Below are 14651 nucleotides of genomic sequence, written 5' to 3'. Positions count from 1 at the left end.
CGGTTCGCGGAAAGTCAGGATTTTTTCATGCGCTGGTGCCAATGGCCACAGCAGCCAGGCGCCACTACCGCTGGAACACCCCGCAGATGCGGTCCGCCACGGCCTGCATCCAGCGCACATGGCTGGTCGAGCTGCGCGCGCCCCGGCCCGGCGGCCAGGGGTCGAACAGGCGCAGCGTGGTGCCGCCCCCGCCGGGGTCGTTGTCGCCGCGGATGCCCGCGAGCACGACCATGTGGCCCGGCTGGCCGGCGGGCGCGCCGCCCTTGGCGCCCCAGCGCAGGTCGAACATCAGCGGCCCGGCGTGCAGCGCGGTGCGCAGCGCGGCGACGGTCCACGGGCCGTGGGTCCGCAGCGTGAGGCCGTGCGCAGCGGCGAAGCGGCGGTTGTCGTCGTCATCGGGGTCGCTGCCCTGCGCATGGCGGTCGCTGTCCACGCGGCGGCGCAAGGCGCCGTCGGCGCCCATCAACTCCGAGGGCGTGCGCGCGACCACGGTCTGCACGGTGGCGCGCGTAAGCATCGCGGTGGCGGCCGCCCAGCACAGCGCGGGCGCCGGTTGCGGGATCAGCGCCACGGGGTGCAGCAGCGGCGCGTGGGTTTCGTGGTCGAAGGCCACGTTGCGGGTGCAGGGGCCGGCTTCGCCGTCTTCGCACAGCCAGTGCGCGGCCTGCAAGCGCAGCACGGCCGCCCGGGTGACGGGGCCGTAGTCGCCGTCGGGCGCGAGGCCGGGGCTGGGCTGCAATTTGCGGTTCAGGGCCTCCTGCAGGCGACGGACATCGGCCCCGCGCCAGCCCTGTTTCAGCGTGCTCATCGGTGGGAATCCCCCTTGACACAAGGATGCACGGACGAAGGAAAGCGAGCGGATGCATTGTGAAAACGGCACGCTCCTGCGTCTATTGGTCGGATGACATAGCCGGAACATGTGATGCCACGGAGGTTTCCCCCCGGGCGCCAGCCCCGTGGCGGACCTTGGTAGGCTCGCTCCCCATGACCGCGCCCGCCCCGACCGCCCACCCCATCGCCACCGAACTCGCCGACGGCGGCCTCGCGGCCCTGTTCACCGCGCCCGGCGGCGCGCCGGCCTTCGCGGTGCGCTGGCAGGGCGCCGTGCACGGCTACCTGAACCAGTGCCCGCACGCCGGCGGCCCGCTCGATTTCGAAGGCCAGATCCTCGAAAGCTCCGGGCGCTACCTGATGTGCGCGCGGCACGGCGCGATCTTCGAGCCCGATACCGGGCGCTGCGTGGGCGGCCCGTGCCGCGGTGCGCGCCTCACGCCGCTGGCGCTGCGCGAGGCGGCGGACGGCAGCGTGTGGCTGGCCGACTGACGCCGCCAAGCGGCTACAGTCGCGGCCTCTTCTCTCCGCCCTGCCCCATGCGCCGATTCGCTGCTGTCTCCGTCCTCGTTCCGGCCCTGCTCATCGGCGCGGGCTGCGTCTCGCGACCCGCGCCGCGCGTCACCTTCCTGGCCGACGGCGTGTTCAAGTCGCCCACGGCGCAGGACGCCGAGAACTACTGCCGCAACTTCGGCGCGCCGATGCGCTTTTTGAGCAGCACGCTGTCGGAGGTGCCGGCGCAGGGCGTGCCGGCAGGAGAAGTCGTCTACCGCTGCGACTGAGCTTCTTCGGCTTCTTCCGGCCGCACCCGCGCCAGGATGAAATCGATGAACGTCCGGATCGCCCGCGTGTGCTGGCGGTTCGGCATGTAGAGCATGAACATCTGGGTGCCGAAGATCGACAGGCGCCAGTCGTCCAGCGTGGTCACCACGTCGCCGCGGCGCACGTCTTCCTGCACCACGTAGTCGGGCACGAGGCCCACGCCCAGGCCCGCGAGGATGGCCTGGCGCAGGAACAGGAAGTTCTCCGAGATCAGCGTCGGCTCCAGGATCACCTCGCGCCGCGTCTCGCCCTGGTAGGCCGAGATGCGCAGCTGCCGCCCGATGACGGCGGCCGTCACCACCGGCGTGGCGCGCAGCGCGTCCAGCTGCACGGGCAGCGGGTGGCGCTCGGCGTACGCGCGCGTGGCGCAGGCCACGTAGCGCACCGGGCCCATCTCGCGCGCCACGAGGTTCTGCGGCGGCTCGGGGATCACGCGGATGGCGATGTCGACCTCGTCGCGCAGCAGGTCTTCGATGCGGTTCTCGAACACCACGTCGAGCACGATGCCGGGGTACTGGCGCTTGAAGTCGATGAGCCAGTCGGCCATCACGAGCTGGCCGTATCCGCTGGGCACGCTCAGGCGCACGCGGCCCTGCAGGCCCTCGCCCAGCGCGGTGACCGACTCGCGCGCCGCCAGCAGCTCGCCCTGGATGGCCACGCCGTGCTGGTACAGCCGCAGCCCGATCTCGGTGGGCTCGGCGCGCCGGGTGGTGCGCCGGATCAGCTGCGCGCCCACCGAGCGCTCCAGCTGGTTCAGGTGGTAGCTGACGTTCGCGCGGGTCATCTTGAGCCGGCGCGCCGCCGCGCTCAGGTTGCCCGCGTCAAGGATTTCCACCAGCAGGGTGAGCGATTGCAGGTCCATGGGCGGATTGTGTCAAAAATTCTTTGACAGTCTGTCAACCACCTATGCAATTGTCAAAGCAGCGATGCCGGCCAAGAATGCAGGGCTCCCCAGAGCCCCGGACCCCTCGAGACTTCACGAGGGCCTGCCACGCAAGCAAGAGACAAGCGACACGCACATGGCCACCCCCACTCCCAGCCCCTCCACGTCCAACGGTCCCGTCACCTTCCAGCGTCAAGGCGACGTGTGCGTGGTGACCATCGACAACCCGCCCGTCAACGCCCTGGGCGTGGACGTGCGCCGCGGCCTGGCCGCCGCCATCGATGCGGCCGAGGCCGACAGCGGCGCCAAGGCGGTGCTGATCGTCGGCGCGGGCCGCAACTTCATCGCCGGCGCGGACATCCGCGAGTTCGGCCAGGCGCCGCAGCAGCCCTCGCTGCCCGAGGTCTGCCTGAAGATCGAGAACTGCACCAAGCCGGTGGTCGCCGCCATCCACGGCGCCGCGCTCGGCGGCGGGCTGGAGATTGCGCTGTCGGCGCACTACCGCCTCGCCGCGCCCACCGCCAAGCTGGGCCTGCCCGAGGTGGCGCTGGGCCTGCTGCCCGGCTCGGGCGGCACGCAGCGCGCGCCGCGCCTCATCGGCGTGAAGCCCGCGCTCGAACTGATGCTCAGCGGCCGCCATGCGGGCGCCAAGGAAGCGCTGACGCTCGGCCTCGTCGACCGCCTCGGCGCTGAAGCCGACGCCCGCGCCGAAGGCCTCGCCTACGCACAGGAACTGGTCGCCGCCAACGCCCCCGTGCGCCGCACGCGCGAAGCCGCCGGCCTGGCCGACAAGGAAGCCGCCCGCGCCGCCCTCGACGCCGCGCGCGCCGACACCGCCAAGAAGAGCCGCGGCCTGTTCTCGCCGATGAAGATCGTCGAAGCGGTCGAAGGCGCGCTCACGCTGCCCTTCGACGAAGGCATGGCGCTCGAACGCCAGCTGTTCCTGCAGTGCATCGACAGCCCGCAGCGCGCCGGCCTGATCCACGCCTTCTTCGCCGAGCGCGAAGTGCTGAAGGCGCCCGAGACCCGCTCGGCCAGCCCGCGCGCGCTCACCTCGGCCGGCATCGTCGGCGGCGGCACCATGGGCGCGGGCATTGCCGTGGCCATGCTCGACGCGGGCCTGCCCGTGACCATGGTCGAGCGCGACGAGCCCAGCCTGGCGCGCGGCCGTGCGCACGTCGAGAAGGTGTACGACGGCCTCATCGCCAAGGGCCGCATGACACAAGAGGCCAAGGCCGCCGTGATGGCGCGCTTCTCGGGCTCGACCAGCTACGACGCGTTCGCGAATGTCGACATCGTGGTCGAGGCCGTGTTCGAGGAGATGGGCGTCAAGAAGGCCGTGTTCGCCGAACTCGACCGCGTGTGCAAGAAGGGCGCCGTGCTCGCCACCAACACCTCGTACCTGGACATCGACGAGATCGCCGCCAGCATCTCGCGCCCGCAGGACGTGGTGGGCCTGCACTTCTTCTCGCCCGCCAACATCATGAAGCTGCTGGAGATCGTGGTGCCCGCCAAGGTGAGCGCCGACGTGGTCGCCACCGGCTTCGAACTCGCCAAGAAACTCAAGAAGGTGCCCGTGCGCGCCGGCGTGTGCGACGGCTTCATCGGCAACCGCATCCTGGCCGTGTACCGCCAGGCCGCCGACCACATGATGGAAGACGGCGCCTCGCCCTACGACATCGACGCGGCCGTGCGCAACTTCGGCTACCCGATGGGCCCGTTCCAGGTGTCCGACCTGGCCGGCGGCGACATCGGCTGGGCCACACGCAAGCGCAAGGCCGCCACGCGCGATCCGCAGGCGCGCTACGTGCAGGTGGCCGACCGCATCTGCGAGCGCGGCTGGTTCGGCCAGAAGACGCAGCGCGGCTACTACCTGTACCCCGAAGGCGCGCGCACCGGCGTGCCCGACCCCGAGGTGCTGGCCATCATCGACGCCGAGCGCGTGCGCGCCGGCATCACGCCGCGCAAATTCACCGAAGAAGAAATCATGCGCCGCTACATGGCCGCCATGGTCAACGAAGGCGCCAACGTCGTGCTCCAGCGCATCGCGCTGCGCCCGCTCGACGTGGACGTGACCTTCCTCTATGGCTACGGCTTCCCGCGCCACCGCGGCGGCCCCATGAAGTACGCCGACACCGTGGGCCTGCCCAAGGTGCTCGCCGACATCCGCGAGTTCGCCAAGGCCGACCCGATCTTCTGGAAGCCGTCGCCGCTGCTCGTGGAGCTGGTCGAACGCGGCGCCGATTTCGCCAGCCTGAATCAATCCGAGTAACCGTTAGAGCCCACCGTCCAGGAGACAAACCCATGCGTGAAGCCGTCATCGTTTCTACCGCCCGCACCCCGCTCACCAAGGCGCACCGCGGCGAATTCAACATCACCTCCGGCGCCACGCTGGCCTCGTTCGCGGTGAAGGCCGCGGTCGAGCGCTCGGGCCTGGACCCGGCCCTGATCGAGGACGCGATCCTCGGCTGCGGCTACCCCGAAGGCACCACCGGCCGCAACATCGCGCGCCAGTCGATCATCCGCTCGGGCCTGCCGATCAGCATCGCCGGCACCACCGTGAACCGCTTCTGCGCCTCGGGCCTGCAGGCGATCGCCATGGCCGCCGGCCGCATCGTGGTGGACGGCGCGCCGGCCATGATCGCGGGCGGCGTGGAAAGCATCTCGCAGATCCGCGGCCGCAGCCCCGGCGACGGCGGCGACCTCAGCCTGGACCCGTGGATCGTCGAGCACAAGCCCGAGCTCTACATGGCGATGATCGACACCGCCGACATCGTGGCCAAGCGCTACAACATCAGCCGCGAAGCGCAGGACCGCTTCTCGGCCGAGAGCCAGCGCAAGACCGAAGAAGCGCAGCTGGCCGGCCGCTACAAGGACGAGATCGTGGCCTGCACCACCACGATGGCCGTGACCGACAAGGAGACCAAGGAGGTCACCCACCGCGAAGTCACCGCCACCGAAGACAACTGCAACCGCCGCGGCACCACCTACGAGGCGCTGGCCAAGCTCAAGCCCGTGATGGGCGACGACAAGTTCATCACCGCCGGCAACGCCTCGCAGCTGTCCGACGGTGCTTCGGCCTGCGTGATGATGGAAGCCAAGGACGCCGAGCGCGCCAACCTGAAGCCGCTGGGCGCGTTCCGCGGCCTGGCGCTGGCCGGCTGCGAGCCCGACGAGATGGGCATCGGCCCGGTCTTCGCCGTGCCCAAGCTGCTCGCGCGCCACGGCCTGAAGGTGCAGGACATCGACCTGTGGGAACTCAACGAAGCCTTCGCCTCGCAGTCGATCTACTGCCAGGAGAAGCTGGGCATTCCGTCGGAACGCCTGAACGTGAACGGCGGCGCGATCTCCATCGGCCACCCCTTCGGCATGACCGGCGCGCGCCTCACGGGCCACGTGCTGCTCGAAGGCAAGCGCCGCGGCGCCAAGTACGCCGTGGTCACGATGTGCATCGCTGGCGGCATGGGTGCGGCCGGCCTGTTCGAAATTTATTGATTCATTGAGGAGTCCGCGATGGACCTGAACTTCACGACCGAAGAAGAAGCCTTCCGCAGCGAAGTGCGCACCTTCCTGGCGAACAAGCTGCCCGCGCGGCTGTCCGACAAGGTGCGCAGCGGCAAGATCCTGGAAAAGGCCGACATGCAGGAATGGCACGCCATCCTGAACGAACGCGGCTGGCTCGCCAACCACTGGCCCGAGCAGTACGGCGGACCCGGCTGGACGGCGGTCGAGAAGTTCATCTTCGAGAACGAGTGCGCCCTGGCCTTCGCGCCGCGCATCGTGCCCTTCGGCGTCAACATGCTGGGCCCGGTGCTCATCAAGTACGGCAACGAAGCGCAAAAGAGCTACTGGCTGCCGCGCATCCTGAGCGGCGCCGACTGGTGGTGCCAGGGTTACTCCGAACCCGGCGCGGGCTCCGACCTGGCCGCGGTGAAGACCACGGCCGTGCGCGGCATCGACGCGCAGGGCGACCACTACATCGTCAACGGCCAGAAGACCTGGACCACGCTGGGCCAGCACGCCAACATGATCTTCTGCCTGGTGCGCACCAACCGCGAGGCGAAGAAGCAGGAAGGCATCAGCTTCCTGCTGGTCGACATGACCTCGCCCGGCGTGGAAGTGCGCCCGATCATCACGCTGGACGGCGAGCATGAAGTCAACGAGGTGTTCTTCTCCGACGTGCGCGTGCCCGCCGAGAACCTCGTGGGCGAAGAGAACAAGGGCTGGACCTGCGCCAAGTACCTGCTGACCTACGAGCGCACCAACATCGCGGGCGTGGGCTTCTCGGTGGCCGCGCTCGAGCAACTCAAGGGCATCGCCGCCTCGCAGACCAAGAACGGCAAGCCGCTCGCGGACGACCCGGCCTTCGCGGCGCGCCTGGCGCGTGTCGAGATCGACCTGGAGAACATGAAGACGACCAACCTGCGCGTGATCGCGGCGGTGGCCGGCGGCGGTGTGCCCGGTGCGGAAAGCTCGATGCTGAAGATTCGCGGCACGGAAATTCGCCAGGAGATTTCGTCGCTCGCGCGCCGCGCCATGGGCGTGTACGGCCGCCCCTTCGTCGCCGAAGCGCTGCAGGACGGCTTCACCGGCGAGACCTTCGGCCCGGCCTACGCCAAGGCCGCCGCCTCGCGCTACTTCAACAACCGCAAGCTGTCGATCTTCGGCGGCTCGAACGAAATCCAGAAGAACATCATCTCCAAGATGATCCTCGGGCTGTAAAGGAGACACGCACATGAACTTCGAACACACCGAAGACCGGCGCATGCTCGCCGACAGCCTGAACCGCTTCATCGCCGAGCAGTACGCCTTCGATGCGCGCGACCGCATCGCGAAGTCGGCGCACGGTTTCAGCAAGGAGATCTTCCAGAACTTCGCCGAGCTCGGCGTGATCGGCGCGCTGTTCAGCGAGGCCGACGGCGGCTTCGGCGGCAGCGGCTTCGACATCGCCGTGGTCTTCGAAGCACTGGGCCGCGGCCTCGTGGTCGAGCCGCTGCTGGGCGCCGTGATGGTCGGCGAGGCAATCAGCGCCGCCGGCAGCGACGCGCAGAAAGAGAAGATCGGCGACATCGTCAACGGCGTGACCGTGGCAGCCTTTGCACACGACGAAGCCGACACGCACTACGAACGCACGCGCGTGGCCACGAAGGCCGAGCGCGGCGGCGACGGCTGGGTGCTCAAGGGCGCCAAGGCCGTGGTGCCGCAAGGCGAGCAGGCTGACCTGTTCCTCGTGTCAGCCCGCACCTCGGGCAATGTGGACGACGAAGCCGGCATCTCGCTCTTCCTCGTGCCTGCCAAGACCGCCGGCCTCACCGTGCGCGGCTGCCCCGCCATCGACGGCGGCCGCGTGGCCGAACTCACGCTCGACGGCGTGACGCTCGGTGCCGACGCGCTGCTGGGTGCCGAAGGCCAGGGCGCCGCCACGCTGGAGCGCGCCATCGGCCGCGGCGTGCTCGCGCTGTGCGCCGAAGCACTGGGCGCGATGGAAGCCGCCAAGACCGCCACGCTCGAGTACCTGCGCACGCGCAAGCAGTTCGGCATTCTCATCGGCAGCTTCCAGGCCCTGCAACATCGCATGGCCGACCTGCTGCTCGAGATCGAACAGGCCCGCTCGGCCGTGATCAACGCCGCCGCCGCCATCGACGGCAGCGACCGCGTGGCGCGCGAGCGCGCGCTGTCGGCCGCCAAGTTCAGCATCGGCCGCATCGGCGCGTTGGTGGCGGAAGAAAGCATCCAGATGCACGGCGGCATCGGCATGACCTGGGAGCTGCCACTGCCCCACTACGCCAAGCGCCTCGTGATGATCGACCACCAGCTCGGTGACGAAGACCACCACCTGCAGCGCTACATCGCTCTGGGCAAAGAGGTCGCAGCATGACGGACAAGACCGTCCTCATCTCGCAGGAAGGCTCGGTCCGCATCCTGACCAACAGCAACCCGGCCGCGCGCAACGCGATCACGCCGACGCTGTACGCCGAGCTCTCTGCCGCGCTCACCGACGCGCAGAACGACCCCGAAGTGGGCGCCATCGTCTTCACCGGCGCGGGCGACTTCTTCTGCTCGGGCGGCGACCTGAACCTGCTGGCCAAGCGCCGCGAACTGCCCGAGGCCGAACGGCGCGAGAAGCTCGAAGGCCTGCACGACCTGATCCGCGCGATCCGCGACTGCGGCAAGCCCGTGATCGCGGCCGTGGAAGGCGGCGCAGCCGGCGCGGGCCTGTCGATGGCGCTGGCCTGCGACATGCTGGTGTCGGCGCGCGATGCGTTCTACACGGTGGCCTATGTCAAGGTCGGCCTCACGCCCGATGGCGGCGCCACGGCCTTCCTCGCGGAGTTCGTCTCGCGCCAGCTGCTCACTGAGCTGTGCCTCACCGGCGACCGCCTCACGGCCGAGCGCCTGCACGCGATGGGCGCGGTGAACCGCCTGACCGACAAGGGCGGCGCGCTGGCCGAGGCCATCGCACTCGCGGCCAAGGTGGCCAACGGCCCACAGCGCGCGAGCGCACGCATCAAGACGCTGTGCCGCCAAGCCCATCGTGCAACGCTCGAGGAACAACTCGAGGCCGAAGCGGTCTACATGGTGGCGTCGCAGGCCGACGCCGAGGCCGCCGAAGGCATCGGCGCCTTCCTCGGCAAGCGCAAGGCCGACTTCGTCGCGTTGCGCCACGCACCCCAGCCCGACGCGTCCTGACGCGCTGAGCCCCTCCCCGCGTGTGCATGCCGATGCAGATGCGGGGGTCTTTCGTTTTCCTGGAGTTGTTCCCATGCCCTCGCTGAATTCCTCGCTGCCGCTCGCCGGCGTGCGCGTCCTCGATCTGTCCCGCATCCTCGCCGGCCCGTGGTGCGGCATGGTGCTGGCCGACATGGGCGCCGAGGTGATCAAGGTCGAGCACCCGGGCCGCGGCGACGACACGCGCGACTGGGGCCTGCGCGTGGGCAAGACCGAAACCGCCTACTTCAACAGCGTGAACCGCAACAAGCGCTCCGTCACGCTCGACCTGCAGACGCCCGAAGGCCAGCAGATCGCGCGCGACCTCGCCAAGCAGTGCGACGTGGTGCTGCAGAACTTCAAGTTCGGCGGCATCGACAAGCTGGGCCTGGGCTACGAACAGCTGCGCAAGGAGAACCCGGGCCTCATCTACTGCTCGATCTCGGGCTACGACCGCACCGGCCCCGAGGCCGCGCGCCCCGGCTACGACCTCGTGGTGCAGGGCGAGGCCGGCCTGATGGCGCTGAACGGCGAAGCCAACCAGCCGCCGCTGAAGTTCGGCGTGGCCGCCGTCGACCTGTTCACCGGCATGTACTCGGCGCAGGCCGTGCTGGCCGCGCTCTACCAGCGCGAGAAGACCGGCACGGGCCGCCACATCGAGATGGCGCTGTTCGACTGCGGCCTGATGATCACCGCCTACTACGGCCTCGAAGCGCTGCTGATGGGCGAAGACCCGCCGCGTTATGGCAACTCGCACCCGTCGATCGTGCCCTACGGCGTGTTCGACGCGGCCGACGGCCCGCTGGTGATCACCGTGGGCAACAACGCCCAGTTCATGCGCTTTTGCACCGAGGTGATCGAGCGCCCCGACCTCGCGGCCGACGAGCGCTTCAAGACCAACATCCTGCGCTCGGCCAACCGCGCGGCGCTGCTGCCCGAGCTGACCGCCGAGCTCGCGAAGCGCCCGCGCGCCGCGCTGCTCGAGAAACTCAACGCCTCGGGCATTCCCTGCGGCGAAGTGCTGGGCCTGCTGGAGGCATTGAACTCCCCGCGCGCGACCGACGCCGGCCTGGTGACCAAGCAGCCGCACCCGGTGGCCGGCGAAGTCAATGTGCTGGCGCCTCCCTACCGTTTCGATGGCGAGCGCCTGCCCGTGCGCAGCGCGCCGCCCACTTTGGGCGAAGGCACGCACGACGTGCTGAAGTCCCTGCTCGGCCTGTCGGATGAAAAGCTGGCAGCGCTGAAAACGAACGGCGTCGTCTGATCGCACACAGCGAAGACAACGCCCGCATCCCTGAAGAGAAGTCCATGGCCTTTCCGTTCCTTAGCTCCCCCCGTAATCCCGTGCGCCGCGCCCTGATCGCGCTGGCCCTTCCCCTTCTCGCAGGCAGCGCCTTCGCCCAGGCCTGGCCGACCAAGCCGATCACGCTGGTCGTGCCCTTCCCGCCCGGCGGCCCGACCGACGTGGCCTCGCGCATCGTGGCGCAGAAGATGTCGCTCGCGCTCAAGCAGAACATCCTGGTCGACAACCGCAGCGGCGCCTCGGGCACCATCGGCGCGGCCTTTGCGGCCAAGGCGGCACCCGACGGCTACACCTTCGTGATGCTGGCCACGCCGACGCTGCTGGCCTCGCACCTGTACGGCACCGTGCCCTACGACATCTTCAAGAACTTCACGCCCGTGGGCACGGTGTACGACCTGCCGATCGTGATGGTGGTGAACCCGAAGGCGCTGCCCGGCGTGAACGGCCTGCAGGACCTGATCGCCAAGGCCAAGGCCGACGGCGGCAAGCTCAACTACACGACCGCCGGCGCCGGCAGCTTCGGCCACCTGACGACCGAGCAGCTGAAGAACATCGGCAAGTTCGAGATGCAGCACGTGCCCTACCGCGGCAGCGCCCCGGCCGTGACCGACCTCATCGGCGGCCAGGTGCCGGCGATGTTCTCCGACCTCGTCGCCGTGATCCCGCACATCCGCGCCGGCACGCTGCGCCCGATCGCCGTGGGCTCCGGCAAGCGCGTGAGCCTGCTGCCCGACGTGAAGACCGTGGCCGAGCAGGGCTTCCCCGGCTTCGACGCCACCTCCTGGGGCGGGCTGCTGGCCCCGGCCGGCACGCCGAAGGACGTGGTGGAGCGCATGAGCGCCGAGCTGAAGAAGGCGCTGGCCGACAAGGAAGTCGGCGAGAAGCTGCAGAGCGTGGGCTCCTTCGCGGCCTACGGCACGCCGGAACAGACCGCCACGCGCATGCGCCAGGACTTCGAGCGCTGGGGCAAGGTCATTCGCGACAACAAGATCACGAACCAGTAAGACACGGCCTCCGTCCGCAGCCGGCAAGACCCCTCAAGGAGACAACATGACAACAGGCAACGACAAGAACAACCCCACGGGAACGGCCGGCGCGCCGTTCCGCCCCCTGTTCCCGGTGCGCGGTCTCGCCGACATCCGGCGGCTGGAAGAAACGCCGCTCGAAGAAGCGCTCACGGTGCGCAGCACCTACGAGCTCTTCCGCAATTCCGGCGCAGCCTTCGGCAACAAGACCGCGCTGACCTTCCTGCGCAGCGGCAACCCGGCGGATGAACCCATCCGCTGGTCGTATGCGCAGCTGCTCGCGGGCATCCACCAGACGGCCAACCTGCTGCACACGCTGGGCGTGGGGCCTGACGATGCAGTGGCGGTGCTGCTGCCCGGCTGCCTCGAGTACCACCTGGCGCTCTGGGGCGGCGAGGCGGCCGGCATCGTGCAGCCGCTGAACCCGCTGCTCACCGACGAGAAGCTGGTCGCGCTGATGACCGCAGGCCGCGCCAAGGTGCTCATCGCCTACGGCTCGGACAGCGAATCGGGCATGTGGTCGAAGGCGATGCGCCTGCGCGGCCAGGTGCCCACGCTCACCACCGTGCTGCGCGTGGCGCCGCACGACGAGGCACCGGGTTCTGCGGGTGCGTTGCCCGAAGGCGTGGCCGAGTTCGACGTGCTGCGCGCCGCGCAACCGAGCGACCGCCTCGTGAGCGGCCGCGACATCGCGCCCACCGACATCGCCGCCTACTTCCACACCGGCGGCACCACGGGCGCGCCCAAGCTCGCGCGACACAGCCACGGTGCGCAGGTGTTCACCGCCTGGACCAGCGTGCAGCTGGCGGGCATGAACGAACAGGGCATCTCGATCAACGGCTACCCGCTGTTCCATGTGGCGGGCGTGCTGCCGGCCTCGCTCTCGTCGCTGTCGGCGGGCGTGGAGGTGATCATTCCGACGCCCTCGCTGCTGCGCAACAAGGAGGTGCTGGCCAACTACTGGAAGCTGGTCGAAAAGTACCGCCCGACCTCGCTGTCCGCCGTGCCCACGGTGCTCGCCGCGCTGGCCAACGTGCCGCTGGACGGCGCCGACATCTCCTCCATCACCTACTGCCGCACCGGCGCCGCCGTGCTCGCGCCCGAGCTGGCCGCGCGCTTCGAGCGCCTGTTCGGCCTGCACGTGCACGAGAGCCTGGGCATGACCGAGATGGCCGGCATCTCGACCATCACGCCGCCCGGCGTGAACGGGCCTGCGGGCTGCGTCGGCTTTCGCTTGCCCTACGCGCAGGTGCGCATCGTGGCGCTGGACGAGAACGGCAACGCCAGCGACCGCGAAGTGGCGCAGGGCGAGACCGGCATGGTGCTGTTCAAGTCGCCCAACGTGTTCTCGGGTTTCGTCGATCCGGCCGACAACGCCAAGGCCTTCACCGCCGACGGCTGGCTCGCGACCGGCGACCTGGGCTGGATGGACGCCGAGGAGCGGCTGCACCTCACTGGCCGCTCGAAGGACCTGATCATCCGCAGCGGCCACAACATCGACCCCAAGACCATCGAGGACGCGCTGGGCGCGCACCCGGCCGTGCAGCTGTGCGCCGCCGTCGGCGCCCCCGACGCCTACGCGGGCGAGCTGCCCGTGATCTTCGCGACGCTGGTGCCCGGCGCCTCGGCCACCGAGGACGAGCTGCTGGCCTTCACCTCCGCGCGTGTCGACGAAGCGCCCGCGCGTCCCAAGTGGGTGTCGGTGATCGCCACGATGCCGATGACCAACGTCGGCAAGATCTACAAGCCCGAGCTGCGCGCCATGGCAGCGCGGCAGGTGGTGGCGGCCACGGTCGCCGAGGTCTGCGCCGCGCTCGGCGTGGGTGATGCGGCCCGGCCGGCAGTGAGCGCCGAAGGCGAAAGCCTCGTGCATGTGCAGATCGACGCCACCGCGGTGGGCGCACAAGCCGCTGCACTGCAGGAGCGGCTGCACAAGGCCCTGGAGCCCCTGCCCTTCAAGACGCGCATCGCGCTGAAGTGAACACGCTGCTTCTTCGACACGATTTTCTGAAACCGAACGGGAGACAAACCATGACCCATCAACCCTCGACCCGTCGCGCGCTGCTGTGCGCTGCCGCCTCGACCGCCGCGCTGTTCGCGCTGGCCCCCGCGCATGCGCAGGCGCCCTACCCGAACAAGCCGATCCGCCTCGTCGTGCCTTTCCAGGCCGGCGGTGCGACCGACGTGCTGGCGCGCGTGCTGGGCCAGAAGATGGCGGCCAGCATGGGCCAGCCCATCGTGGTGGACAACAAGCCCGGCGCGGCCGGCATCATCGGCACCGACACGGTCGCCAAGGCCGCGCCCGACGGCTACACCATCGTGCTGTCGCTGAGCAACTCGCTCATGACCAACGAGTTCTTGTACGACAAGCTGCCCTACGACACGCAGCGCGACCTCACGCTGGTCTACCAGATCGCGATGGCGCCGCTGGTGCTGGTGGTGCACCCGAGCGTGCCCGCCAAGACCGGCCCCGAGCTGCTGAAGTACGTGGCCGCGAACAAGGGCAAGGTCGCCTACGGTTCGTACGGCGTGGGCGCCTACCCGCACCTGGCCGGCGCGCACATGAGCCTCACGCAGCAGGCCGACATGAACCACGTTGCCTACAAGGGCGAGGCACCGATGGTGCAAGACCTGATCGGCGGCCAGATCCAGATGGCCTACGCGAGTGCGCTCGCGGCCAAGCCGCACATCGACGCGGGCAAGCTCAAGGCCGTCGGCGTGACCGGCGAGCGCCGCATGAGCACGCTGCCCAACGTGCCCACGCTGGCCGAGCAAGGCCTGAAGGACGAGGCCTACCGCGTGACCGGCTGGCTCGCCATTGCAGCGCCCGCCAAGACGCCCAAGGCCATCGTGGACCGCATCGCCGACGAAGTGCGCAAGGCCACGCAGCAGCCCGACGTGCGCGAGCGCGTGGCGGCCATGGGCTTCGAGATCAAGGACAGCTCGCCCGAGCTCTTTGCCGCGGCCTGGAAGCAGGAGCGCCCCGTGTGGGAGCGCCTGATCAAGCAGTCGGGCGCCAAGCTCGAGTAACCCCTTTCCCCATTTTTGTCATCAAGAGGAACAGCCATGAAAGTTCTGG

At 69.4% G+C, this 14651-nt stretch carries 13 protein-coding genes; 11 read left to right on the top strand and 2 right to left on the bottom strand.

The window, feature by feature from the left end; translation table 11 throughout:
- Window positions 1–64: 64 nt before the first annotated feature.
- Window positions 65–808 (bottom strand): peptidoglycan-binding protein, encoded by a 744-nt coding sequence (locus tag VBO01S_RS20390; protein WP_062478571.1) that lies wholly within the window; start codon window positions 806–808, stop codon window positions 65–67.
- Between the two features lie 176 nt (window positions 809–984).
- Between VBO01S_RS20390 and VBO01S_RS20385 the strand changes: the two genes are divergently transcribed.
- A complete protein-coding gene (locus tag VBO01S_RS20385; protein ID WP_062478568.1) occupies window positions 985–1323 on the top strand; it encodes a Rieske (2Fe-2S) protein in 339 nt (112 codons plus the stop codon).
- A gap of 47 nt (window positions 1324–1370) precedes the next feature.
- On the top strand, window positions 1371–1613 hold the full coding sequence (locus VBO01S_RS20380) for a hypothetical protein (RefSeq protein WP_062478565.1): 243 nt from the start codon (window positions 1371–1373) through the stop codon (window positions 1611–1613).
- On the opposite strand, the gene VBO01S_RS20375 is transcribed toward VBO01S_RS20380, so the two are convergent.
- Window positions 1598–2515, bottom strand: coding sequence for a LysR family transcriptional regulator (locus tag VBO01S_RS20375; protein WP_062478562.1), 918 nt, complete (start codon window positions 2513–2515; stop codon window positions 1598–1600). The genes VBO01S_RS20380 and VBO01S_RS20375 overlap by 16 nt on opposite strands.
- Before the next feature lie 157 nt (window positions 2516–2672).
- Here VBO01S_RS20375 and VBO01S_RS20370 point away from each other — a divergent pair, with 157 nt between their 5' ends.
- The 9 genes from VBO01S_RS20370 to VBO01S_RS20330 all read left to right on the top strand — a co-directional run bounded on the left by VBO01S_RS20370 (window position 2673) and on the right by VBO01S_RS20330 (window position 14602).
- Window positions 2673–4808, top strand: coding sequence for a 3-hydroxyacyl-CoA dehydrogenase NAD-binding domain-containing protein (locus VBO01S_RS20370; RefSeq protein WP_062478560.1), 2136 nt, complete (start codon window positions 2673–2675; stop codon window positions 4806–4808).
- Window positions 4809–4840: 32 nt separating this feature from the next.
- Window positions 4841–6031: an acetyl-CoA C-acyltransferase gene (locus tag VBO01S_RS20365; RefSeq protein WP_062478557.1), complete on the top strand. Its 1191-nt coding sequence runs from the start codon at window positions 4841–4843 to the stop codon at window positions 6029–6031.
- A gap of 18 nt (window positions 6032–6049) precedes the next feature.
- Window positions 6050–7258, top strand: a complete 1209-nt coding sequence (locus VBO01S_RS20360) for an acyl-CoA dehydrogenase family protein (protein ID WP_062478554.1) — start codon at window positions 6050–6052, stop codon at window positions 7256–7258.
- Window positions 7259–7271: 13 nt separating this feature from the next.
- Window positions 7272–8414, top strand: a complete 1143-nt coding sequence (locus VBO01S_RS20355; protein WP_062478551.1) for an acyl-CoA dehydrogenase family protein — start codon at window positions 7272–7274, stop codon at window positions 8412–8414.
- Window positions 8411–9226, top strand: coding sequence for an oxepin-CoA hydrolase, alternative type (locus VBO01S_RS20350; RefSeq protein ID WP_062478548.1), 816 nt, complete (start codon window positions 8411–8413; stop codon window positions 9224–9226). The genes VBO01S_RS20355 and VBO01S_RS20350 overlap by 4 nt, the downstream gene beginning before the upstream one ends.
- Before the next feature lie 73 nt (window positions 9227–9299).
- Window positions 9300–10508: a CaiB/BaiF CoA transferase family protein gene (locus tag VBO01S_RS20345; RefSeq protein ID WP_062478545.1), complete on the top strand. Its 1209-nt coding sequence runs from the start codon at window positions 9300–9302 to the stop codon at window positions 10506–10508.
- Between the two features lie 44 nt (window positions 10509–10552).
- Window positions 10553–11551 carry a Bug family tripartite tricarboxylate transporter substrate binding protein gene (locus VBO01S_RS20340; protein WP_062478541.1) on the top strand — a complete coding sequence of 333 codons (999 nt, stop codon included), beginning with the start codon at window positions 10553–10555 and terminating at the stop codon, window positions 11549–11551.
- Window positions 11552–11597: 46 nt separating this feature from the next.
- The gene (locus VBO01S_RS20335; RefSeq protein WP_062478538.1) at window positions 11598–13553 is read left to right on the top strand and encodes an acyl-CoA synthetase; all 1956 of its coding nucleotides are present in this window, start codon (window positions 11598–11600) and stop codon (window positions 13551–13553) included.
- Window positions 13554–13603: 50 nt separating this feature from the next.
- Window positions 13604–14602 carry a Bug family tripartite tricarboxylate transporter substrate binding protein gene (locus VBO01S_RS20330; protein ID WP_062478535.1) on the top strand — a complete coding sequence of 333 codons (999 nt, stop codon included), beginning with the start codon at window positions 13604–13606 and terminating at the stop codon, window positions 14600–14602.
- Window positions 14603–14651: the final 49 nt, after the last annotated feature.

The organism is Variovorax boronicumulans NBRC 103145 (assembly GCF_001591345.1).
Classification (GTDB): domain Bacteria; phylum Pseudomonadota; class Gammaproteobacteria; order Burkholderiales; family Burkholderiaceae_C; genus Variovorax; species Variovorax boronicumulans.
The sequence above is the reverse complement of the archived record's forward strand: the minus strand, read 5'-3'. Positions and strand labels throughout refer to the sequence as shown.